Origin of the sequence: Paraburkholderia sp. BL25I1N1 (assembly GCF_003002025.1) — a bacterium.
Classification (GTDB): Bacteria; Pseudomonadota; Gammaproteobacteria; order Burkholderiales; family Burkholderiaceae; genus Paraburkholderia.
The window spans coordinates 45965-63442 of the sequence record NZ_PVZB01000038.1; the positions used below are offsets into that span (position 1 = coordinate 45965).

Genomic DNA, 17478 nt, shown 5'->3' on the forward strand with positions numbered 1-17478 from the left:
AGACGTGCAGCGTCCTCCGGGCCTCAAAGGCCGGACCTGCAATCCGATTGAAAAATAGCGCGCGCGTGTGTCTACCAGCCCGCGGCTGCCCCGTCACTGCGCGGGTCGTAGCCCGCTTCGATCAATCCATCTGGATACCGAACGATTGCGCCGGCATGTCCCATTGCTTCGTCATACGCTTGCATCGTCTCGACTTCGTGGCCGAGCGCTGCGAGTCGCGCGATCGTGTCCGGAGCGAAACGCGCTTCGAGTTTCAGCGTGTCGGTCGATTGACCCCATGTGCGGCCGAGCAGCCAACGCGGCGCGTCGATCGCGGCCTGGGGGTTCCAGCCGAACATCGCAATGCGCGAGAACACCGCACTTTGCGACTGCGGCTGCCCGTCGCCGCCCATGTTGCCGTATACCATCGTGCGGCCATCTGCAAAACGTGCGAGCGCCGGGTTCAGCGTGTGAAAAGGCCGGCGCAGCGGCATTAGCGGATTGCGGGAGCGCTCGTCGAGCGAGAAGCTGCATCCGCGGTTCTGCCAGTTGATGCCCGTCCCGGCCAGCACCACGCCGCTGCCGAACTCGTGATAAATGCTCTGGATGAAGCTCACCGCAACGCCGTCGCTGTCGGTCACGCCGACCCACACCGTATCGCCGGGCCCGCGACCGGCGCCCCACGGCGCGGCTCGAATCGACGACACTTGCGCGGCCATTGCGTCGAGCGCGGCAGGCTTTAGCAGTTCGCGTGGATCGACGCGCATGTGATCCGGATCGGTGATCTCTGCATCGCGCACCGCAAATGCGAGCTTGGTTGCTTCGACACAGGCGTGTACGAACTCGGGACCTTGCGGGTCCATCTCTTTCGTCAACACGCGATCGAGAATGCCCAGAATTAGCAACGACACGAGCCCTTGTGTCGGCGGCGGCATGTTGTAGATCGTGCCCAACGAGTGCTCGAGCGCGAGCGCCGTTCGCATTCGCGCCTCGTATCGTTGCAGGTCTGCGAGAGTCAGCAGCGAGCCGGCCGACTGAAGATCACTCGCGATGCTGCGTGCAAGGTCGCCGCGATAGAAGTCGTCGAAGCCTGCGTGGGCCAGACGTTCGAGAGTGGCAGCAAGACGAGGTGCGATGAAGCGCTCGCCCGTGGCAGGCACGCGACCGTCGCAGAGGAACGTCTCTGTGAAACCCGGGATCGAGTGCAGTTCGGAGAGACGGCTTTCGACACATTGCGACTGGCTGCGCGTGACCGGCACGCCGTGCTTCGCGTAATGGATTGCGTCTTCGAGCAGGCGTTCGACCGGCAGCCTGCCGCCCAGTGTTTCAGCCGACCAGCGATGCGCGCGCTGCCAGCCGGACACCGTGCCGGCCACCGTGTTGGCCGCGAGCGCGCCGCGCGTCGGTATGGTGGAGAGTCCGCGCGAGCGGTACTCGTCGACACTCGCCGCCAATGCCGCCACACCGCAGGCTTCGATGCCGACCGGCTCGGCGCCGGGACGCGAGATAAGCCAGAACCCGTCGCCGCCAATGCTGTTCATATGCGGATAGACGACGGCGATCGTCGCCGCGGCCGAGATCATCGCTTCGACGGCGTTGCCGCCTTCGCGCAAGATGGCGAGCGCGCTCTGCGCGGCGAGCGCATGAGGCGCGACCGCCATGCCGCGGGTTCCGCGGGCCGGGTTCAGGAATTCGGAAGGCATCGGGTGCACGGGGCTTTTGCTTGTATACATGGCCAGTGCATATGCGAGAACCATGCCAACGGGCAAGTCCCGGCAAAGGTCGCGCGCAGAAGGCGCTTGAGCAATCGAGGCGCTCCAATGCGTGTTGCTAGATGGTGCCGCGCAACCTCGGTGGTGCATACGGAGCGCTGTGAGGCTCCGATGCGGTGCGGGCGCGTTGCAGGCGCTCGGTCGTGAGCGTGCGCACCTCTGCCCGGCTCCCTTCTATGTGCGACCCCAGTAATGCGACCGCACGGTCCGCCGCAAGATCGCGGATGGCCGAGAGGATCGCAAGGTGCTCGTCGTAAGTGTCGTCGATGCAGTCGCCATAAACGAGATCGAGCCGCCGCACCACGCGGATGCGGTCGGTCACGCGCTGCATGGCCGCGCTCAGCTCGGCGTTGCCGGCGGCGAGGACCAGCGCCTCGTGAAAGGCTTCGTCGAGCGACACCATCTGTCGGCCGTCGCGAACCCGCTGCGTGTGAGGAACGTTCCAAATGCGGTCGAGCCGGTCGAGCATCTGCAAGGCGGTCGCGGACAAGGTGCCGTCGACCCCAAAGAGCCGGCTGACCGAAAACGTCTCGATCAGCTTGCGCATTTCGTACAGATCTTCGAAGCGCTTGAAGTCGATCGGCATGACTTCCCAGCCGCCTCGCACATAGCCGCGCATCAAACCGTCGCTTTGAAGGCGTTGCAGCGCCTCGCGCGCCGGCGTCCGCGAAACGCCGAAGCGCTCGGCGATACTGCCTTCGGTCATGCGATCGCCGGGCAGCAGGCGCATGTCGAAGATATCGTCGCGCACGCTGAAGTAAACATGGTCAGCGCGCGATGAGGGGGAGTGGGTTGTGTCTTTCACGCACGGGCTTGGAATTAACGGACTTTTCGGCAGTGACTATCGATCAACTTCAAAACATTAGTCAACACAATTCTAGCTTACCGGAGTCAGTCACAAGCCCGCCTATGCGTGAGCGCACACCCTATCTCTTCTTGTCTTTCCTGTGCCGGATATACGCAAGCGGCACCCGTGCCGGTTGGACCGTTGTGATCCCGCTATAGGCTTTTCGCGCTGTCGCCGCCCGTCACTTCGATTTCGGAGCCGGTGACCATCGCGGCGGCATCCGACGCAAGGTAGACCGCCGCAGGCGAGATGTCTTCCGGCTGCACCCACCCGACTCCAAGCGGCATCGTTGCCGCGCGGCGGTCCCACGCTTCCTGCGGCGTGAGAAAACCGTTCGGTTTGTAGCCGGTCTCACCGACGCTTTCGGTCAGTCGCTTTTCGTACAGCGTCAAAGCGGTGGCGACGAGCCCCGGTACCACGGCGTTGACTGTAATGTTGTAGCGACCGAGTTCGAGGGCCGCCGACTTCATCAGCCCAAAGATGCCCCACTTGGACGCCGCATAACTTGCTGCGTCTTTCGTACCGTGCCGTCCCTGCATCGAAGAAACCACGATGATGCGGCCATAGTTGCGCTTCACCATCATGGGTGCGAATGCCCGGATAGTATTCGCGGTCCCGTTCAGGTTATTGTCGATGACGTCCGTCCACTCGGTGTCCTGGAGGTCCAGAAGTGGCTTCCAGTACTGAATGGCGGCGTTGGCTACCACTATATCGATCTTTCCGTAACGCTGTTCGATGCGATTAGCGGCGGCGCGCAACGCGCCCGGGTCGCGGACGTCCGCGCGAATACCTTCGGCGCGGCGCCCATACGCCTGGATCATGCTGACCGTCTCAGCAAGCTCTTGCGGCGTGGCGGGTGCTGCATCAGAGGCGGTACTGACCGGTCCCGAGATGTCGAGCGCAATGACGTCCGCTCCATTTGCCGCAAACTCGACCGCAATGGCCCGACCGATTCCGCGGGCAGCTCCGGTGACGACCGCAACGCGTCCCTGCAACCTGGAATCCCGACCAGCGACGATCGGCCCGGCCGTCTTATCCGCCGGCGGCACTGGTACGGGCAGCCCGTCCATCGCCGCAGCGCCGCCGGGCGACTTCTGAGCTTGCGCGACGCCTGACAGCAACATGCCGGCTGCGGCCACGCCACCGCCAACCATCCACTTTCGTCGCGAACGATCGGGATCGTCGTGATCGCTGTCAGAGTTTCTTTCTTTCGTTGTCAATGCAATGCTCCTTTCGGATAGGGTTCGGGCAGCGCGCCTCGCCTATGACGGCGCGTGACAGAAGGTCATGCCGTGGGCAACGAGGCTGCGATGGGCAGACCCTGAAATCGGAATCTTCGGAAGCCGGGCGTAGCGCGACTCAAATTCGGAGGACTAAATCTCGCGATCCTTACCCGGAAAGCAGTTCGCCATGCAGTTGGCGCGGGCGTGGGCCGAGCCGACAGGTCAGGAGCTTGCCGGGGCGTCCTGATTCCCCTTTGCGGACGCCTGCGTTGCCGGGGCGCAATCGGCAACGAACTTTGCATGCAGGCGCTGCTCCGCCTGCTCAATTTGGTTCGGATACTCCGGATCATTTCTGGCCGGTTCGTATCCAACCGATTCGAGCTCCGTCAATTCCCGGATGATGTCGCCATGTGTTATCCCCGCTTTGGCCGCTACAAAGGGATACGAGTGACATTCCTCTGCCGAGAATTTTTCCGCTGCACTCGCGGATACGCTAATTACCATCAAGGCGATGATTGAGGTTAGTTTGAATCGGCTGTTCATATCGAGCTCCAGGTTATCGGTACTTTAAGAAATCGCAAACCGCCGTCGTCATCGACTCTGCGAGCCCGATGCCCGACGACACGAATGCGTGTCATCACGATATCTGGCCGGTCAGCGCGTTTTCACATCGCAAACGTGAAGCTTAGTTAATCAAGACTGGCTGCGATCCAGGGGCGTTACCCCGGCTCCAGCGCCGGCTGTCAAAGCACGGCGCGTGACGTACGGCAGCCCGCGGGGAGATAGCGTTTAACGACCTGGAAATAGCCGTGCTCGCGCGGTTCAGGAGCTCAGGTAAGGTCATCAGCTGCGGTGCAAACTGTGTCTGCCCTACGAGTGTGGAGCGGCGTCAAAAGGGAAATGTAATGCCGCCGCTGCGGGCACTGTCAGATCGGTGACGAGAAAAGCGTGGTGTCGTGCTCACCTACGAAACGATCCGATGCTGTGCGAACGGAAAGAACGGCCCCCGTCAACGGTGAGGATATGCGGGGTGTAGAGCCTGACTCACATCCTCGACGTCCCGGTCGGTTGCACGATTGAGCTCGCGCGAGCCGATGGCTAGTGGCGCTTTTGGTTCGTTGAGGTAACGGGTCACTAACGGTATCAGCGCGACTTGCGCAGCGCCTCTTCGACGAACGCATTCGAGTAGGTCTCGCTGACCTTCACCGACTCACTTGCGGGCTTGGGCTCGTGCTGCAGAGCGCTGCCCCTCCGACGTACTTGCGCATGCACCCTCTTTTTTAAGGTTCTCCGGCAAGTACGGTCGGCTCTCTCGCGTCGCTCAAGTGTCCGCAACCTTTCATTGTGTCCAAAAATTGTCCGCGTACACGTTCCGTGTACCGGCGCAATTTTGTACGACTGCAATGCGGCTGACCACTAGTCGAACAACTCGTAAAGGCCACCGCGGTTGCGCGATCCATCGGACCGGGGGCCCGCTGTATCCTTGCATGCTCGCTCCCGTTCGCTCGTTTTGTCACATAGATTCGGATGACCGCGAAGCTTCGTCCATCGCAGATTCCCCCCGTCTGTTTCGCTGATCTGCCGCTCCTTCGCGTGTTGCGTTTGCGCGACCAACGAGCGTCGTTTGTAAGCTAGCCCGAAATGAGTACATCAATGAGTACACCAACACGAGGTCTTCGGCTTGAATTCCACTTAAATCAATCATCTACAAATAAGATACGAGTCCTCTCCTGGGCACCATTAGCAGTTACGGCGTAAGCCGAAGCAGTTCGAGAAACCCCGTAAGATCAACGTCTTACGGGTTTTTTTGTTTTCTACAGCCCCCTTGCGTTCCACGGACATCGTCGATTTTTGCGCAGCCGAAGGCTGCCTTTCATCGCATGGGCCAACGCTGGCTCGACTTCAAACGCGACGAATGGGCAGAGGAAACCTTTCGCTTGCAAGAAGTGGGTAATCCTGAGCCTTTAAGGGACGGTTCATATCGTTCCAGAAGCGATGCAGCGCGCGACAGTGCGCGTGGGAATCGACGGCCGCCTAGTACCGGTTCAGCGGTCCCGGCAAGCTGTCGTTCTTGCGCTTGGTCCGCGTCCGAGCCGCAGTCCGGCGCGGTACCGTGCGGGACGACCGAAGTCGCCTGCTCTACCCATCCACGCATTCAGGGCCGAAATGGTCCGCCGCCACTCTCCTTTGCGCGGGGCCGCTGCGAGGTTTCGCCAAGCGAGCGTGTCGCTTGCCAACCAGCGCTGCCACGCGCGAGTTAGCGCACGCTCGACACGCTGAACGGTCGAGATGCGCGCCATGATGCGCGGCGCGGGATCGGCCAGCGCGGATGCAGCCGCGAATAAAGCAACCAGCATTGCAACGCCGTACAAAAATCGCTTCACGGCGCGCCACTCGACTTCCCTGAGGATTCCTGTTCAAAGCGCTGTTGCAGAAACACGGCGGCCGACGTGTTCAAATTACGCAGCGATGCATCCTCGCCCGGTTATGGCGCCGCTTCGATCACCTCGGTTGTGCCACCGCCCTTCTTCTTGTCGAGCTGTATCTGGTCAGGCGCATGGTTCCATGCAGTCGATCGAACTGGATGGGCCGCAGATCGCGCCACGCATCGAATATGCGGCGTAGGTGCGGCGAAACAGTTTCGCGGATACGTTCACGCATCTGCTAGCGCTGCGCAACGCGGCGCGCTGCAAAGTTTCTATGACGCTGGCCTCGACGCGTATCGCGGCAAACGTGAGGCGTGGTCTAGCGAGATTCGCGATGCGTTGCAAGCGCAGCCGGACAACCCCCACTCCGCTGATTCGTCGGCGACGACCTGTAGCACCGGACACCAACCGTCGAAAAAACCCAGCAAGCATCGCCCCGTTAATCCATGAACAAAAGAAATTCAACTAGAATTTATTTGAGCAAAAGTTTGCACATGTTCGCGGAAAAGGTTTATTAGTAGTCGCCATTGCGTAAGATGCACGGTGTCTCGCATGCACGCATCACGCTCTCTGCGCGCGCGGAGCGCGGTTTAGTGTGTCGTCATGAACGTGCCACGAATGCATGGCCCGGACGATCAGACACACGTTGCCCGCTACACAATTCGGAGTCCATTTGAAGTCCGATTTTCGCGAGTCCTTGCATCACCGGTTGCCGCACGGGTGATCGACCCCGTCTCAAGCGACCGGCCGCTTCGCGGCACGGTCACGGCGTCAACGTCTCACACAGCGCAGCGCTGCGCCTCAAACAACTTCCAACAGGGGAGACCTGATCGTGAAACGCTCCAGGGCATACCAGAGAGGATCGCGAATTCTTCTGGCCGCATTGACCGCACTGGCCGGCTCGCCGCTTTTGCTCGAGGTCGCGGTGCCGGTCGCGCATGCACAAACTGCCGCGCAGACGCCGGCGAAAATCTCGAATCAGCAACTGGACTCACTGACCGCGCCGATCGCGCTCTACCCCGACGCCCTCCTCGCGCAAGTGCTGATGGCCTCCACCTTTCCGCAGGACGTGCCGGCGGCGGCAGCATGGTCGAAAGCCAATCCGAAACTCCAGGGCGACGACGCCGTGAAGGCGGTCGCGTCGGAACCGTGGGACCCGAGCGTGCAATCGCTGGTGGCGTTTCCACAGGTGCTGGCCACCATGGCGTCGAAGCCCGACTGGGTCACGCAACTCGGCAACGCCTTCCTCGCGCAGCCGGACGACGTGATGGACTCCGTGCAACGGCTGCGCAAACAGGCGCAGAAGGCCGGCAACCTGCAGACAAACCCGCAGCAGAAAGTGGTGGTCGAGCAGAGCACGATCCAGATCGTGCCGGTCAACCCGCAGGTCGTCTATGTGCCGACGTACAACCCCACGGTCGTCTACGGCGCGTGGCCCTATCCGGCCTACCCGCCCGTCTACGTGCCGCCCCCACCGGGCTATGCCGTGGCCAGCGGTCTTGCCGCGGGCCTCGCGTTCGGCGTCGGCGTCGCCATCACCAGTTCGCTGTGGAGCAACGTCAACTGGAACAATCACAGCGTCAACATCAACGTGAATCAATACAACAACATCAATGTGAACCGGCGGCTCGACGTGAATAGCAGCACGACCAACTGGAACCGGAATTCGACCTTCAACCGCAATACCTCGGCCAACGTGGGCAGCGCGCAACGCGATGCATATCGCGGGCGCGATACGTCGGCAACGGCAACGTCGCGCGCGCAGGCACAGCAGACCTTGCAGAACCGCACTGGCCAGAATCTGGGCGGCACCGCCAGCCAGCGCGTGGAGGGCATCCACCAGGGCGGCAACTCGACCGCCAGCCTGCGCGACAGCGCGCAGCACGTGAACCGCGACAACGCCTTGCGTGGCGCGGGCAATGGCGGCGACGCGCAGCGGGACATGCAGCGTGGGCAAGCCAGCCGGCAGGCGCAGGCGAACAACCGCGGCGGCGGCCTCGGCGCGAATGGCGGCGCTCAGCAACGCGGTGGCAATCTGGGCGCGGGAGGCGCGGGCGAGCGTGGCGGCGGTTTCGGCGCGGGCGGCGGCGGGCAACGCGCCGGCGGTGGGCTGGGCGCGGGCGGCGGTCAGCGTCACTTCGGCCGGCAACGTTGAAACCGATCTCACAGGAGCCGCTCATGATCCGCATCCGCATGTTCCGTACCGCCGGCGCACCCCATGCCGGCGCCCCCGCGCTCAACCGGCGCCTCGTCGCTGCCGCGCTCGCGCTTGCCGTCCTTGTCTTCGGCGCGTCCGCGGCGCACGCGCAAGCTGTCTATCCCACGCCCGAAGCCGCGGCCAACGCGTTTGTCGACGCGCTCGCCAGCAACGATCACGGCGCGATGCAGCACGTGCTCGGCAACGACTTCACCCGCTTTATCCCAACCAAAGACGTCGGCGAAGAGGACATCTACGACTTTCTCGGCGCGTGGTCGGCAGGACACCAGATCGTCGACGATCCCGCGCCGGCCGGCGGTCACGCGAGCAAGCATCTGACGGTCGGCACCAGTGGCTGGTCGCTGCCGATTCCGCTCGTGCAGACTTCCAAAGGCTGGCGCTTCGATCCCGTAGCCGGCCGCGACGAGATCGCGACGCGCCGCATAGGCCGCAACGAGCGCGCGGCGATGCAGACGTCGCTCGCCTATCTCGACGCGCAACGCGCCTATCAAGGCTTGACGCAGCATTACGCGCAGCGCATTCTCAGCACGCCGGGAAAGCGCGACGGCTTGTACTGGCCGAGCGCGCCGGGTGAAGCGGAGAGTCCGCTCGGCCCGCTCGCCGCGACGATGCCGCACACCGAGTCCGTCTCGAAAGACGGTTATCATGGCTATCACTTCCGCATCCTGACCGCGCAAGGACCGCATGCCAAAGGCGGTAGTCAGGACTACGTCGAGAACGGCACGCTGACGAAAGGCTATGGCCTCGTCGCGTGGCCCGCCGACTATGGCAAGACGGGCGTGATGAGTTTTATCGTCAATCAGGATGGGCAGATCTACCAGAAGAACCTCGGCCCGCAGTCGGCGCGCGCCGCTGCCGCGCTCAAATCGTTTGATCCGGACTCGTCCTGGGAGGCCGTGCAGCCCTGAGCGCGGCGTCGGCACCATCGGCGCCACCCGCAGGCGGCACTAGGTGCGCGGCACCGGGGACCAGACCAGGCATGACGAGGCGGTTCGATCCATGCCCGCCTCGCGTCCGCTCGCCGACCCGCGCGGCAAGCCGCAGCCATGCTTCGGAACCTCGCCATGAGTAGCCAACAAGGACCCGCCCTGCCGCCCGAGCTGCCCGATCCCGACATCACGCCACGGCGCAGCTGGCTGCCCTCGCTCGTCTGGGTCGTGCCGCTGATCGCGGCGTTGATCGGTCTCGCGCTCGTCATCAAGGCGGTCACGGAGCGCGGTCCGGCGATCACGATCGTCTTCGACAACGCCGAAGGCATCGAACCCGGCAAGACCCAGGTCAAGTACAAGGACGTCGAAATCGGTTCGGTGAAGTCGATCACGCTGTCGCAGGATCGGACCCACGTGCAGATCGCCGTGCAACTCACCAAGCAGGCGGAGCGCTTCGCGGTCAAGGACACCCGCTTCTGGGTGGTTCGCCCGCGCGTGGGTGCCGCCGGCGTATCGGGCATCGGCACGCTGCTCTCGGGCGCGTATATCGGCGTGGACGTCGGCCGCTCCACGCAGACGCAAACCGAGTTCGTCGGACTGGAGGCGCCGCCGCCCATCACCGCAAACCAGAAAGGCCATCGCTTCACGCTGCATGGCGATTCGCTCGGCTCGATCGACATCGGCTCGCCGATTTTCTACCGGCGCGTGCAGGTGGGCCAGGTCTACGGTATTTCGCTCGACAAGGACGGCACGGGAGTGACGATGCAGGTGTTCGTCGCCGCGCCGTACGATCAGTACGTCGGCACCAATTCGCGCTGGTGGCATGCGAGCGGCGTCAATGTGCGGCTCGATTCGGACGGCTTCGTCGTCAACACGCAGTCGCTCGCGACGATTCTGGTCGGCGGCCTCGCATTCCAGACGCCACCAGGCCAGCCGATGGGTACACTCGCCGCGGAGAAAACCGGCTTCCGGCTCGCCGCCGACGAAGTGGATGCCATGCGCGCCGGACGGCGCGCCGGTACGCGCCGTGATGATCTTCAATCAGTCGCTGCGTGGGCTGTCAGTGGGCGCGACAGTCGACTTCCGGGGCATCGTGCTCGGCCAGGTGACGGACATCGGCGTTGAATACGATCCGGACGCGCGCAGCTTCGTCATGCCGGTAACACTGGATCTGTACCCCGACCGGCTGCGCCGGCGCTCCCGTGGCGCGACGATGCCCGAGGCGGGTAGCGCGGCCAGCCACGAACTATTGCGGCGCCTCGTCGAGCGCGGCTTGCGTGGGCAATTGCGCACGGGCAACCTGCTGACGGGCCAGTTGTATATCGCGCTCGACATCTTCCCCAACGCCGCGCCCGTCAAGTTCGACACCAACAGTGAGCCGATCCAGTTGCCGACCATTCCGAACACGCTCGACGCGTTGCAGACGCAGGTGGCCGACATTGCGAAGAAGCTCGATCGGATTCCATTCGATCAGATCGGCTCGAATCTGAACACGTCGCTGAAAAACGCCGACGCGCTGTTCAACCGGCTGAACAATGAGGTCCTGCCGCAGGCGCGCGACACGCTCGCCGCCGCGCGGCAAACCTTCGGCTCGGCCGAGGCGACTTTGCAGCAGGACTCGCCCATGCAGTCGGATGTGCATCAGGCGCTGCAGGAGTTGACCCGCACGCTGCAATCGCTGAACGCGCTGGCCGACTATCTGGAGCGCCATCCGGAGTCGCTGGTGCGCGGCAAACCAGGAGAGAAGCCATGACGTCCTCGCGGCCCTCCTCTGCCTGGCTTGCGTGACAGCGACGGCGTGCGTCTCGTATGGCTAGAACATATCCGCGGCCGCCTGACGCTCCGTGCCCTTCCCCTCGACTTCCGGCTCCGCCCGGGACGGAATGAACGGCCCGGTGACCATGTTCGCGTAGCTTTGCCCCGGCCCCACCATCGGAAACACATCGGCGTTCTCGTCGACCATCACTTCGAGGAAGGCCGGTCCGTCGAACTCCACAAAGGCTTTAAGCTGCTCCTCGAGTTCGCTCATGGTTGCAACGCGACGCGCAAACTCAAATCCGTCGGCCCGTGCCGCCATGACAAAATCCTTGCGATGCAGCGACTTGTCGCTCACGCACAGGCGTCCCTCGTAAAAGAGACGCTGCCATTGCCGGATCATCCCGTCACCGAGATTGTTGAGCAACAGGACTTTGACCGGCACGCCATAAGTGGTGGCCGTTTCCAGGTCGCCAATATTCATGCGGATGCTGCCGTCACCGTCGATATCGATGACAAGCGCATCCGGCCGCGCCAATTGAGCGCCGATAGCCGCGGGCAGTCCGAAACCCATGGTCCCCATGCTGCCCGACGTCAGGAAACTGCGCGGTTCCACGAAGTCGAAAAACTGCGCCGCCCACATTTGATGCTGGCCGACGCCCGTAGTGACGATCGCTCGCCCGCCGGTCAGGTCACTGAGCTTTTCGACGACGAATTGCGGCTGAATTGCCGGACTATTGCGGTCGTAGTTCATCCCGTAGACCCGCTTCAATTCCTTGATACGATCGAGCCATTCCACCGTCCGCGGCGCCGCTGGTCCATGCTTCATCAATGACAGCAAGGTATCCTTAGCGTCGCCGACGTGCGTCCAGTGCGCGCGTTTCACCTTGTTGATTTCCGCCTCGTCGATGTCGATGTGCGCGACATACCGCGCTCTGGGCGCAAAGGCATCAGGCCGGCCACCGGCGACCCGGTCATCGAAGCGGGCCCCCACCGCGATCAGGAAGTCGCAATCTTCCACCGCGTAGTTCGCACACGCGGCGCCCTGCATGCCCAGCATGCCGAGTCCCAGTTCGTGTTTCACGGATATGGCGCCAAGACCCATCAACGTGGTCACCACGGGAATGCCGAAACGTTCGGCAAACTGACGCAGCTCAGCCGTCGCGCCGGCCGTGATAATGCCGCCGCCGGCATACAGCAGCGGCCGCCTGCTGTGCGCCAGCATATCGAAGAAGCGGGTGCGCTTGTCCTCGTCGAGGCGAGCGCCATTCGCCACCATTCGAAGACGGTCGGAATAGCCTCTGAATTCCAGCGTACCTTGCCCGCGGTAAGTGCCCGTCCAGTTCTGGATGTCCTTCGGCACATCCACGACGACCGGACCTGGACGGCCAGTGCGCGCGACTTCGAACGCAGTCCGCAGCGTCTGTTCGAGCTTCGCCGGGTCGGTCACCAGAAACACCTGTTTCGCGCACGCCGACATGATGTTGAAGACAGGCGCTTCCTGAAATGCATCCGTGCCGATCATGGCACGAGGCACCTGTCCGCATATGAGGACGACGGGGATCGAATCGCCGTTGCAGTCGGCGATCGGCGTCACCGCGTTCGTCGCGCCGGGGCCGGACGTCACCATGAATACGCCGACCTTTCCACTCGCGCGAGCGTAACCGGCGGCCATGAACCCGGCGGCCTGTTCATTGGCGGGCACGACGAGTTTGATCTGGCGCCCGGGCGTTTGCGCGTGCATTTCGTTGAAGCGAAACACGGCGTCGTACGTCGGCAAAATTGCGCCGCCGCTATAGCCGAATACGGTATCGACGCCCTGTTCGCTAAGCACGCGCAGGATGATGTCGGCACCCGACATCGATTCGCCGGCAGCCGGCGGTTTCATGAGAGCGTCTAAAGCAACGTTCGGGTTTTGGGTCATGGCTGACTCGCAAGGAAACGGGCGCTGAAAATATCAGCGGCCAAATTAAGGACGATTTCCCTTCCAACTCGAGAACAGCGTAAGTTCCTTACCAGCTTATGGGCGATTGCTTCGACGGGTTCTCCGTACAAAGCGCAGCCCATCTAGCACTTTTTTGATGTGCGTCTGGAAGTATCGTGAGAAACGGCCTTATTCATTCTGACAACGATTGAGGCTGCGCACACGCATAAAGGAGCTTGTATCCGGGCCAGCATAGGCCGGATTTGAGCCATTGCGGCGATGCACCGGCATCACCGCAATACGCATGCGCCGTCAGCCCGCGAATGCACTCGAAATCAGCGCTGCCTGCCGCGCCGCGTGGACCGCGTGATAACCGGGCGCGGTCGACGCGGAAGCCGCCGGCCCCGCATACCGAAGTTGCGCGGACGAAGGCAGGATCTCACGCAACTGCGGTTCGACGAAGCTCCACGCGCCCTGGTTGCGCGACTCCTCCTGACACCAGACCACCGTCTTCAGATTCGGATAACGCGCGAACTCCGCGGCGAGTTGCCGGGACGGAAACGGATAGAGTTGTTCGACGCGGATGAGCGGCGTATCGGCAACACCCGACGTGCGGCGATGTTCCAGCAGATCGAAATAGACCTTGCCTGAAGACACGATCACGCGCTCCACACTCGACGCCCGCGGCGCCTCGGCCTGCGTATCCACCAGAATCTCGCGGAACGCACCCGTGGCCAGATCGTCGAGCGTGCTGACGGCTTCCGGATGACGCAACAGCGACTTGGGCGTCATCACGACGAGCGGCCGGCGATCGAAGACAGCCGCTTGCATTCTCAGCAAGTGGAACAGTTGCGCGGGCGTGGTCGGCTGGACGACCCGCATGTTGTCCTGCGCGCAAAGTTGCAGATATCGCTCGAGCCTTGCCGACGCGTGTTCCGGTCCCTGCCCGTCCTGTCCGTGTGGCAGGAACAGCGTCAATCCGCTGAGTTGCCCCCACTTTGCGGCGCCCGCCGCGATGAACTGATCGATCACGACCTGCGCGCCATTCGCGAAGTCCCCGAACTGCGCTTCCCACACGACGAGCGCATTGCGGTTCACCGTCGAGTAGCCATACTCGAAGGCCAGCACGGCCGCCTCCGACAGAATGGAGTTCGTCACGGTGAACCGGCCTTGCCCCTCGCCGATATGCTCCAGCGGAACGTAGACGCCCTCCGAGCGGCTCGTGCGCGTCTGATTGTGCAGAACCGCATGTCGGTGATTGAAGGTGCCTCGCGCGCTATCCTGCCCGCTCAGGCGGACATCGATCCCGGCGTCCAGCAACGAGGCGAATGCCATATGCTCGCCCATGCCCCAATCGAGCGGCTTGTTTCCCGCCGCCATCTCGCGGCGTGCGGCAATCATCTTGCTGACCAGCGGATGCAACTCATAGCCGTCCGGAACGGTCGAGACCTGCTGCGCCAGCGCACGCACCTGCTCAGGCAACGGCGGGCCATACTGCACCGGGCCGGCATAGTCATCGAGAAACGTCGGCCATGCGGGTATGTCGTCCGGCTGAACGGCCACCTCGACCGCGTTGCTCTCTCTCGCGCGTTCGAGACTTTCGCGCTGCGCTTCGAAGTAGTCCTTGACCTGATCCGGCGTCACCACGCCATCCTTGATCAACCGCTGGGCATACACGGTCCTCACGCCCGGATGGCCAGCAATTGCGCGGTACATGAGAGGCTGCGTGATGGCGGGCGTGTCCTGTTCCTGATGTCCGTACCTGCGAAAGCAGACGAGATCGATCACCACGCTGCGCCCGAACGCCGTGCGATAGTCGAGCGCGAGGCGCACCGCCATGGCCACCGCTTCCGGGTCGTCCGCGTTGACGTGCAGAACCGGCGCCTCAATCATCTTCGCGATGTCGGTGGTGTAGAACGACGAGCGCGTATCGCGCGGATCCGAGGTCGTAAAGCCGATCTGGTTGTTGACGACCACGTGGACGGTTCCGCCCGTGCCGTGTCCGCGTGTGTAGGTCAGGCTTAACGTCTCCATCACCACGCCCTGCCCGGACATTGCCGCGTCGCCGTGAATTTCGACGGGCAGCACGCCGCTGCTGTCACCTTCGTCCGAGGCGTCTGCCTTCGCGCGAGCCATGCCTTGCACGACCGGGTTGACGATTTCCAGATGCGAGGGATTGAACGCAAGCACGACGTCGACCGGCCCGTCGTCCGTCTGCGTGACACTGCTGTAGCCTTTGTGATACTTGACGTCGCCGGCCGGCAAAGGGTCGCCGCTCCTGCCCTCGAACTCGTCGAAGAGCGCGCGCAAAGGCTTGCCGACAATGTTCACCAGCACATTCAATCGCCCACGGTGCGCCATGCCCATCACCACCGTGTTGACCTGCTTCGATGCACCATAGCGGACGAGTTCATCCAGCAACACGATCAACGATTCACCGCCTTCCAGCGAGAAGCGCTTTTGCCCGACATAGCGCGTGTGCAGGTACTTCTCCAGTCCTTCAGCAGCGGTCAGACGTTCGAGAAAACGGTTTTTCTCCGCTACCGAAAACGAAGGTTTTGCGCGGGTCGACTCGAGTTGCATCTGCCACCAACGGCGTTCGCCCGCGTCCGTCAAATGCATGAACTCGGCGCCGAGTGTGCCCGTATAGGTTTGTTCGAGTGCCGTCACGATGTCTTGCAACGTGGCGTCTTCGTCGAATAGAAACGTGTCGGCGGTGCTGAATCGCGTGGACATATCGGCTGCCGACAAACCGTAGAACGCCGGCGTCAGTTCGACCGAAGCCTGTGGCGGCGTCCACAGCAGCGGGTCCAGTTTCGCCTTGCGGGTGCCGACCATGCGGAACGCGGCAATCAGCGACTGCACGGCCACCTGTTTTCTGGCGATCGCCAGGCCGTCGTCGAGCCTGATCTCCGTGGCGCGCGAGCGCTTGCCCAGATCGACGAAGGTGGAAACCACGGGCGCGTGCGGCTCGTCGTCGCGGTCGCTGCCGTCGATGGCAGGTGTTTCGCGCAACGCATCGAAATACGCGCGCCACTCGTTCGCAACCGATGCCGGGTCGGCCAGGTAGAGTTCGTATTGCTCCTCGACGTAGGGCGCATTGCCCCCGAACAGAAAAGAGCTTTGAATTTTTTCCGTCAGCATGATGAATCTGTCCTCCATTCGCGTCAGGTCCGAACTTCGACCGTGACATGTGTGAGGCGGCTGTTGCCCCATCGTGGCCAGCCCGGCGCGCGACCAGGGGCTAGGGACGGACGTGCATTTCGCCGGCGACAGATTCTCTGGTGCGCCAGGGCTTCACGTTCCCAGCCGCATTGATGAGAACAAGCATAGGTAGTCGGCGCAGCGACTGTGTGCATGGTTAGCGCCGTCGCTGGCCAATAGAGATGAGGTTTGGGCCACGTAGCCGGTGGCGCCATGCGCGACGGCGAACGAACGTGTCTGCGCACTGCTTGGCAGTATTCCGTGGTCTACATACCCTCACGTGGTGTAACAAGTGAATTTCGGCCCAGCGCATTTATCCCGTGGCGCTTCGCTCTTATAGTAGGTGCAGCGAAGAGACACCTGTGTCGCGAACCGGCGGGCAAGCCGCTCACCGGACGCGCGCATGAACGCCGGCAACGAGGAACGAGGGTCACGCCATGAAAGTCGCCATTGTTATATTCGATGATGTGCAGGCACTGGACGTCGCTGGCCCGCTCGACGTATTCGCGGAAGCAAACACATTTTTACCCGAGCACCAGAAATACGAGGTCGTTCTCGTAGCAAACGAGGCCGGCACCGTGGCCTGCTCGAACGGGATGCAACTCACGGTTCCCCACGCCTATACGGACTTCGACACGCCATTCGATTTGCTGCTGGTGGCAGGCGGACCGCGCTTGCCCAATGTCGAGCCACGGCCCGAATTTCTGAAGTGGCTGCAAGACCAGGCAGACGGCGCAAGCCGGTTCGGTTCCGTTTGCAACGGAGCATTCGTGCTCGCGCGCGCCGGGCTGCTCGACGGCAAGGAGGTGACCACGCACTGGGTCGATGCAAGCCGGCTCGCCGACGAGTTTCCGCAGGCGTCCGTGCAGCCCGACCGGATCTTCATCCGCGATGGACGCCTGTTCACCTCGGCCGGCGTGACGGCGGGCATCGACCTGTGTCTTTCACTCGTGGCCGAAGACTGGGGGCACGAACTGGCGGTGCGGGTTGCGAAACGTCTGGTGGTCTACATCCAGCGGGAAGGCGGACAGTCTCAGTACAGTCCTTACGTGGGAGTGCGCAAGGACCAGGATCCGATAGTCGGCAAAGTGCTGCGCTACGTGACCGGGACGTGTCAGAAATCTTGTGTGCTGAGGCCGGTTAGAAATCTCAGTTGATGGCGCTGGTGAACCGCTCGCCGAACAGAATGGCGAACTGATTG

Annotated in this window: 8 protein-coding genes and 2 pseudogenes; 4 read left to right on the forward strand and 6 right to left on the reverse strand. The window is 62.7% G+C overall.

Features of this window, described 5'->3' with window-relative positions:
- Positions 1 to 71: 71 nt before the first annotated feature.
- The 4 genes from B0G73_RS36625 to B0G73_RS36640 form a co-directional block, all read right to left on the reverse strand.
- Entirely contained in the window at positions 72 to 1682 is a 1611-nt protein-coding gene (locus tag B0G73_RS36625) for a gamma-glutamyltransferase family protein (RefSeq protein ID WP_106285945.1), read from the reverse strand.
- A gap of 127 nt (positions 1683 to 1809) precedes the next feature.
- Positions 1810 to 2556 carry a GntR family transcriptional regulator gene (locus tag B0G73_RS36630; RefSeq protein ID WP_181196743.1) on the reverse strand — a complete coding sequence of 249 codons (747 nt, stop codon included), beginning with the start codon at positions 2554 to 2556 and terminating at the stop codon, positions 1810 to 1812.
- Positions 2557 to 2750: 194 nt separating this feature from the next.
- Positions 2751 to 3722: an SDR family oxidoreductase gene (locus B0G73_RS36635; protein ID WP_258194141.1), complete on the reverse strand. Its 972-nt coding sequence runs from the start codon at positions 3720 to 3722 to the stop codon at positions 2751 to 2753.
- Between the two features lie 321 nt (positions 3723 to 4043).
- Entirely contained in the window at positions 4044 to 4364 is a 321-nt protein-coding gene (locus tag B0G73_RS36640) for a DUF4148 domain-containing protein (protein WP_106285936.1), read from the reverse strand.
- Between the two features lie 2715 nt (positions 4365 to 7079).
- On the opposite strand from B0G73_RS36640, the gene B0G73_RS36650 reads away from it, so the two are divergent.
- The 3 genes and pseudogenes from B0G73_RS36650 (at position 7080) to B0G73_RS36660 (ending at position 11147) form a co-directional block, all read left to right on the forward strand.
- Positions 7080 to 8402 carry a DUF3300 domain-containing protein gene (locus tag B0G73_RS36650; protein ID WP_106285937.1) on the forward strand — a complete coding sequence of 441 codons (1323 nt, stop codon included), beginning with the start codon at positions 7080 to 7082 and terminating at the stop codon, positions 8400 to 8402.
- Between the two features lie 23 nt (positions 8403 to 8425).
- Positions 8426 to 9373, forward strand: a complete 948-nt coding sequence (locus tag B0G73_RS36655; RefSeq protein ID WP_106285938.1) for a DUF2950 domain-containing protein — start codon at positions 8426 to 8428, stop codon at positions 9371 to 9373.
- A 156-nt stretch (positions 9374 to 9529) separates the two neighbouring features.
- Positions 9530 to 11147, forward strand: a pseudogene (locus tag B0G73_RS36660) (intermembrane transport protein PqiB).
- Positions 11148 to 11207: 60 nt separating this feature from the next.
- Here B0G73_RS36660 and ilvB read toward each other — a convergent pair.
- Together ilvB and B0G73_RS36670 are read right to left on the reverse strand one after the other, a co-directional pair.
- Positions 11208 to 13073: a biosynthetic-type acetolactate synthase large subunit gene (gene ilvB, locus B0G73_RS36665; RefSeq protein WP_181196745.1), complete on the reverse strand. Its 1866-nt coding sequence runs from the start codon at positions 13071 to 13073 to the stop codon at positions 11208 to 11210.
- Between the two features lie 312 nt (positions 13074 to 13385).
- Positions 13386 to 16217 carry a 2-oxoglutarate dehydrogenase E1 component gene (locus tag B0G73_RS36670; RefSeq protein ID WP_181196746.1) on the reverse strand — a complete coding sequence of 944 codons (2832 nt, stop codon included), beginning with the start codon at positions 16215 to 16217 and terminating at the stop codon, positions 13386 to 13388.
- A 497-nt stretch (positions 16218 to 16714) separates the two neighbouring features.
- On the opposite strand from B0G73_RS36670, the pseudogene B0G73_RS36675 reads away from it, so the two are divergent.
- Positions 16715 to 17383: pseudogene (locus B0G73_RS36675) on the forward strand (GlxA family transcriptional regulator); the annotation flags it as partial.
- Positions 17384 to 17478 lie beyond the last annotated feature (95 nt).

What these genes read in the sequence shown, in the direction of transcription:
- B0G73_RS36625 (WP_106285945.1), bottom strand. Translation starts at nt 1,682, where the DNA reads ATGCCTTCCGAATTCCTGAACCCGGCCCGCGGAACCCGCGGCATGGCG.
- B0G73_RS36670 (WP_181196746.1), bottom strand. Translation starts at nt 16,217, where the DNA reads ATGCTGACGGAAAAAATTCAAAGCTCTTTTCTGTTCGGGGGCAATGCG.
- B0G73_RS36635 (WP_258194141.1), bottom strand. Translation starts at nt 3,722, where the DNA reads ATGTTGCTGTCAGGCGTCGCGCAAGCTCAGAAGTCGCCCGGCGGCGCT.
- ilvB (WP_181196745.1), bottom strand. Translation starts at nt 13,073, where the DNA reads ATGACCCAAAACCCGAACGTTGCTTTAGACGCTCTCATGAAACCGCCG.
- B0G73_RS36640 (WP_106285936.1), bottom strand. Translation starts at nt 4,364, where the DNA reads ATGAACAGCCGATTCAAACTAACCTCAATCATCGCCTTGATGGTAATT.
- B0G73_RS36655 (WP_106285938.1), top strand. Translation starts at nt 8,426, where the DNA reads ATGATCCGCATCCGCATGTTCCGTACCGCCGGCGCACCCCATGCCGGC.